Here is a 5377-nt window from a genome sequence, read left to right on the forward strand (position 1 = left end):
ATTTGCTTTGACCGTTTTAAGCTTCTTAAAACTGGCTATAACAATAGTTTTGCAATAGCCGGGTAAGGCGGGAAACGTGATGTTCATTTTTCAAAGTAAATTCAATCACGGCAAGACTGTTTACGTTTTCAACTCCCGGCCATCGCAAAGCCGTTACGTTGTACGCAAATTTATCGACAATGAGACTTAGTTTAGCGCAATTAACAAAGGATATAGCTAATGCAAACTTGGAAGACTTTTTATCATGTTGGCGCTGGCTAGTGACCGACATGAAGGCTGTTGTTACAATTTCGTGTTTAGGTGATATGTTCTTTTTAGGAAAAGACGACAATGTTTATTGGCTTCAAACAGAAAACGGCGAATTGACAAAAATTGCTAGCTCCTTAGAGGAGTATCAATTATTTCTTGATGACGAGGTAAAACTGGACGATTGGTTTCTCCCTTTGCTCATTGAGAAATTGATAGACAGTGGGAAAACTCTAAAAGAGAACGAAGTTTACAGTTATAAACAGCTTCCTATACTAGGTGGCGAATATTCTGTGGACAATATAGATCCGACGGATATGAGTATTCATTTTGCATTTTGTGGACAGATATGTGAGCAAATCAAAAATCTGCCAGACGGAACTAAGGTTAACATAAAAGTTCAATAGTAAAACTTACGCGTACAACAATAGTTTTGCAATAGCCGGGTAAGACGGAGAACGTGATGTTTAGTTTTCTAAGTAAATTCAAACTCGGTAAGACTGTTTACGTTTTCAAATCCCGGCCATCGCAAAGCCGTTACGTTGTACGCAATGCCTCTTGACAATAGGTGACTTTGTATGAAAAGAAATGATGTTAAAAGACTCACTTTTGACTTAAGCGACATTTGGCTTGAATTAAAAAGCAGCGGACTGGATTTGGAGAATGAAGTTGTTTTCGATTTTGATTTTTATGCTGGACGCGAAAGGAAAATTGTCGCAATAGGCATGTTTTTAAATAGAATTGGATATACTACATCTTTAAGAACTGTAAGGACTGCAATTATTTTTAAAGGATATGAGCTCAGAGCATCCTTGAAAGGTATATGGACTCCTGAAATCCTGTGTGAAAATTTGGAGTATTTATGTAGCATAGCAGACAAGTTCGACCTTTTGCTGGAGGGATACGGTGTCAAAATTGACTCCTATAAATATTGATTTCTATTTGCGATAAAAATTGCCTTGTTCTTTGCTAAAAGACTGCAGTATTTGAGTTAAATTATACCGACTGCTGACAGTAATATAGACGAATGTTGTGTTTAACATTCTGTTTATTGAGAGCGTACAACAGCAGTTTACTGCCAGCCGGGTAAGACGGTAAACGTGATGTTCATTTTTCAAAGTAAATTCATTCTCGGCAAGACTGTGAACGTTTATAATTCCCGTCCGGCAGTAAGCCGTTACGTTAGCGGTCATTCTTGGGACATTAAAGTGTTGCAAAGGGGAGTACATTGTGGCAGGCAACAAAATTCAGACATTATGGGTAAAATAATCTTTGACAGTGGGATATCACTTGACGGTTTCTTCGCTGGCGCTAACAGAAGCCCAAGTAATCCAATGGGAGGGGTTTCCGGCCAATTACATCAATGGATGTTTAAACAAAAAGCATTTTGGAAGCATATCAAAATGGAAGGTGGTCTGGAATATGGTGCAGACAGCAAATTAATTGACGATGTTTTTGATAGGACTGGATCTTATATAATGGGGAAAAGGATGTTTGAGGAAGGTGAGGTTGTTTGGGCTGAGGATCTTTACGAGGCGGACGTTTATGTACTAACAAACGAAAGGCGTGAACCCTGGAGGCAAAAGGGGGCGACGACTTTTTATTTTATCAATGATGGAATAGAAAGCGCATTAGAAAAGGCGGAAAGTTCAGCCAAGGGAAAGGACATAAGAATACAAGGTGGGGCCAATACTATTCAACAGTTTTTGAACGCTGGACTTGTTGACGAGTTTTTTATTCACATAGCTCCTGTTTTCTTGGGAAGTGGCATTAGATTATTTGAAGGTATTGACAAGGATAAATATGATATTGAGATTATTGAAGTAATACCTTCGAACTTGACAACTCATTTAAGGTACAAACTGACCAAGAAATAATAAAACGAACCGCTAACAGCGGTTTACTAATAGCCGGGTAAGACGGTAAACGTGATGTTCATTTTTCAAAGTAAATTTATTCGCGGCTAGACTGTTTACGTTTCCAAACTCCCGTCCATCAGTAAGCCGTACCGTTATAGCCAATTTGATTTTTGCCCTTTTCAATTGCAATTTTTGAGGTGACGAACCCAAACGGTGTGACAAGGGTTTTGTTTGCGAGCAGACCTTCATATTTGTTGTTCTCGCAGAGTTTATTTCAAACCTTTTCTATGGAGATCTTTCACTGTCAAGACGCATAACTTATTGACGGATAGTTTTTTAATCCGGTTAAAAGTTCCTATCGCAGTTCTTTTTTTTCCAGAAAATCTCTATATTGTAAGACGAATTCCCTTAAACCTTACAATGTCCTGGATGTGAGTGAGGTGGCGAAGCATTGCCAGCAATGGCTCGACAAATCTTCGGTTAGCATTTTCGATCTTTATTATGTTGAGTTTTCACACATCATTTTGATCGACTTCAATTGCATAAATCTGCTTTCGTGGAGTTTTTATTGACGATTCAAACGTCACGACAAAAGCGTAGAAATTGCTTTTAATCTTTTGTGAGGATCTCTCGTAGATGTTCAAAAAAGCTAGCAGACGATAAGATGTTTCGTACTGACAATTTGTTTTGACCGTTTTAATGTTCTTAAAACTGGCTATAACATCGGTTTACTTATAGCCGGGTAAGACGATAATCGTGGAGTTCAGTTTCTAAACAAATTCATTCACGGCAAGACTGTTTACGTTTTCAAATTCCCGTCCATCAGTAAGCCGTACTGTTGTGGGCCATTAATCGGACGACCTATAAAAAATGTTTAGACATCAAGGAAAAGCGCGGACGTTTAGACACAATCTGAGAATTGCTTCATTGTTGTCTTTCGTTGCGGGTATGGTAAACGTAGCAGGTTTTCTTGCTATTGGACGATTAACAACAAATGTGACGGGGCATTTCGCCTTTTTAATAGATGAGGTTTTCAGGTTAGAATTTTGGGCTGGACTTGTCTATTTCTTGTATATATTTTTCTTCTTTCTGGGTTCTTTCGTTTCCAATTTTTTAATTGAAATTGTTTCAAGGAGAGATTTGAGTTTTGCTTTTGCAGTTCCTGCTTCAATTGAAGCAATGCTCTTGCTTTTTATTGGAATCTGGGGAGACGCAGAGCCTTTAAATGCAAATGTCATTGCTTTTAGCCTTCTTTTTTCGATGGGACTTCAGAATTCGCTTGTAACAACAATATCAAATTCCAGTGTAAGGACAACCCATTTGACCGGACTTTTTACTGACTTAGGGATTGAACTGTCGCAATTGTTTTTTTACAAGAGTACTGATCAGCGGCACAAGCTGCTAATATCAATCAAGTTGCGCTTGACGATTATCAGCTTCTTTTTTCTTGGTGGTGTAGCAGGCGGCATTTCATATTCAAAAGTTGGACTTATCACTTTATGTATTGCTTCTACGCTATTAATCTTTGGACTTATTTACGATTATATAAAATTTCGATTGATAACGATTAGACGAAAATTTAAATCCGATTGATTAATAAACGGCCCACAACATTAGTTTTGCAATAGCCGGGTAAGACGGTAAACGTGCAGTTCATTTTTCAAAGTAAATTCAGTTTCGGCAAGACTGTTTACGTTTTCAAATCCCGGCCATCGCAAAGCCGTTACGTTGGTAGCAATTGTAAAACATACTCGGTGACACCAAAAAAAATAGAAGCACTCAAGACAAAGATTTCTAAAATCAAGCGAACTCTTGCAGCAGATAAGAGAAAATATGGCTGTTACGACGACAGTCGAGGCATCAGATATCTTCCTGTAAAGTATTTTATAGAGCTTGAAGACTATAAAGGCGGATTAGCATATCTCAGGTGGTTTTCAAAAAATTTTCCGGATGATATAGGATTTCCTGATTTTCTTTTCGAGTGGACTATTGTTCTTTTCAAATCTGGAAGAATCAAAGAGGCTACAAAAAAAGCATTTGAGACGTTTTATGCTAACACGTATTTGTTTGATCAATTTTTTGGCAAACCTTTGATTCAAATTGACAAATGGGAAGGCTCAAATTTACAGACGATTTCTTTTGCTCAGACACTTCAATATTCTTACATAGAACCTTCACTTAAAGATTTCGCCGATTGGTTGGAGCAGACTATTTTAGAGGATGAGTTTCATATGCGTTGCGACTTGTATATTGACATTCAAAGACAATTAAGGACGGAGAGGGATCAGGAAAGACGGTCTGACTTAGTTGCACAAATCAGGGATCTGGTTGACTCATATTGAAAACAACATGCTACCAACAATAGTTTTGCAATAGCCGGGTAAGACGGTAAACGTGATGTTTAGTTTTCAAAGAAAATTTAATTTCGGCAAGACTGTTTACGTTTTCAAATCCCGGCCATCGCAAAGCCGTTACGTTGTGTGCAAGCGTATTTCAACACCCTACTAATTTTTCAAACTAACTGTTAAATAAATCAACCTCAATTCGATGAAAGAGAGCGAATTTTTCGAAAAGCAGACAGTATCTTCAAAAATTAAAGCAAGTATTGTTTCTGAATATTTTCCGAGTTATTGCAAGATTATTATCAGAAAGCATCAACCAAAAGAACTACGATACATTGACTTATTCGCTGGACCTGGACTTTACGCAGATGGTAATCCTTCTACACCAATTCTTATTGCGAGACGATGCCAAAAAGATGAATTTCTAAGAAGCAACGTAAAATTCGTTTTTAATGACAATACATATTCAGCAGCATTAGAGGAAAACTTCAAAAGGGAGTTTCCAAATGGAACTTTCCCAAAAAAAGTTCATTTTGGGAAAAGTACTGTAGGTGAAAATCAAGCAATAACTGATTTTTTGGTCACTAATACTCATAATGGAAAGTTCAATGAGTGCCCCTCTTTATTATTCATTGACCCTTTTGGGTATAAAGGCATTGAAACGAAAGTGTTGGCAGAGTTTCTAAAAAATTGGGGAAATGAAATGTTCCTTTTTTTAAATACAAAACGAATTCATCCAGCGCTTGAGAATGAGAAGTTTGAACCTTTGATGAAAGCCTTATTTCCTACAACCCTTGAACAGATTGTCAGCGGCCCCCAATTCCGTCAGTTTTAGAGTAGAGTTATCTCTTTATCTTTAAACAGTTAACTACGATGAAAAAGACAAGATTTACCGAGAGCCAAATAGTGGCTGCGATCAAGCAACAGGAA

General features: G+C 37.6%; 6 protein-coding genes. All 6 read left to right on the top strand.

The window, feature by feature from the left end; translation table 11 throughout:
* Window positions 1-179: 179 nt before the first annotated feature.
* A complete protein-coding gene (locus tag M4J38_RS19425) occupies window positions 180-653 on the top strand; it encodes a T6SS immunity protein Tdi1 domain-containing protein (RefSeq protein WP_251761475.1) in 474 nt (157 codons plus the stop codon).
* A gap of 171 nt (window positions 654-824) precedes the next feature.
* Window positions 825-1181: a hypothetical protein gene (locus M4J38_RS19430; RefSeq protein WP_251761476.1), complete on the top strand. Its 357-nt coding sequence runs from the start codon at window positions 825-827 to the stop codon at window positions 1179-1181.
* A 321-nt stretch (window positions 1182-1502) separates the two neighbouring features.
* Window positions 1503-2123 (top strand): dihydrofolate reductase family protein, encoded by a 621-nt coding sequence (locus tag M4J38_RS19435; protein ID WP_251761477.1) that lies wholly within the window; start codon window positions 1503-1505, stop codon window positions 2121-2123.
* 852 nt (window positions 2124-2975) lie between these two features.
* Complete coding sequence (locus M4J38_RS19440; RefSeq protein WP_251761478.1) at window positions 2976-3698, top strand: YoaK family protein; 723 nt, start codon at window positions 2976-2978, stop codon at window positions 3696-3698.
* A 161-nt stretch (window positions 3699-3859) separates the two neighbouring features.
* Window positions 3860-4447, top strand: coding sequence for a hypothetical protein (locus M4J38_RS19445; RefSeq protein WP_251761479.1), 588 nt, complete (start codon window positions 3860-3862; stop codon window positions 4445-4447).
* A 205-nt stretch (window positions 4448-4652) separates the two neighbouring features.
* Window positions 4653-5282 (top strand): three-Cys-motif partner protein TcmP, encoded by a 630-nt coding sequence (tcmP, locus tag M4J38_RS19450; protein ID WP_251761480.1) that lies wholly within the window; start codon window positions 4653-4655, stop codon window positions 5280-5282.
* The last annotated feature ends 95 nt before the right edge of the window (window positions 5283-5377 follow it).

This window comes from Parasegetibacter sp. NRK P23 (assembly GCF_023721715.1).
Taxonomy (GTDB): Bacteria; Bacteroidota; Bacteroidia; order Chitinophagales; family Chitinophagaceae; genus Parasegetibacter.

Excerpts from the sequence above, each read along its gene's own strand:
- M4J38_RS19425 (WP_251761475.1), top strand. The coding sequence starts at position 180 with ATGAGACTTAGTTTAGCGCAATTAACAAAGGATATAGCTAATGCAAAC.
- tcmP (WP_251761480.1), top strand. The coding sequence starts at position 4,653 with ATGAAAGAGAGCGAATTTTTCGAAAAGCAGACAGTATCTTCAAAAATT.
- M4J38_RS19430 (WP_251761476.1), top strand. The coding sequence starts at position 825 with ATGAAAAGAAATGATGTTAAAAGACTCACTTTTGACTTAAGCGACATT.
- M4J38_RS19440 (WP_251761478.1), top strand. The coding sequence starts at position 2,976 with ATGTTTAGACATCAAGGAAAAGCGCGGACGTTTAGACACAATCTGAGA.
- M4J38_RS19435 (WP_251761477.1), top strand. The coding sequence starts at position 1,503 with ATGGGTAAAATAATCTTTGACAGTGGGATATCACTTGACGGTTTCTTC.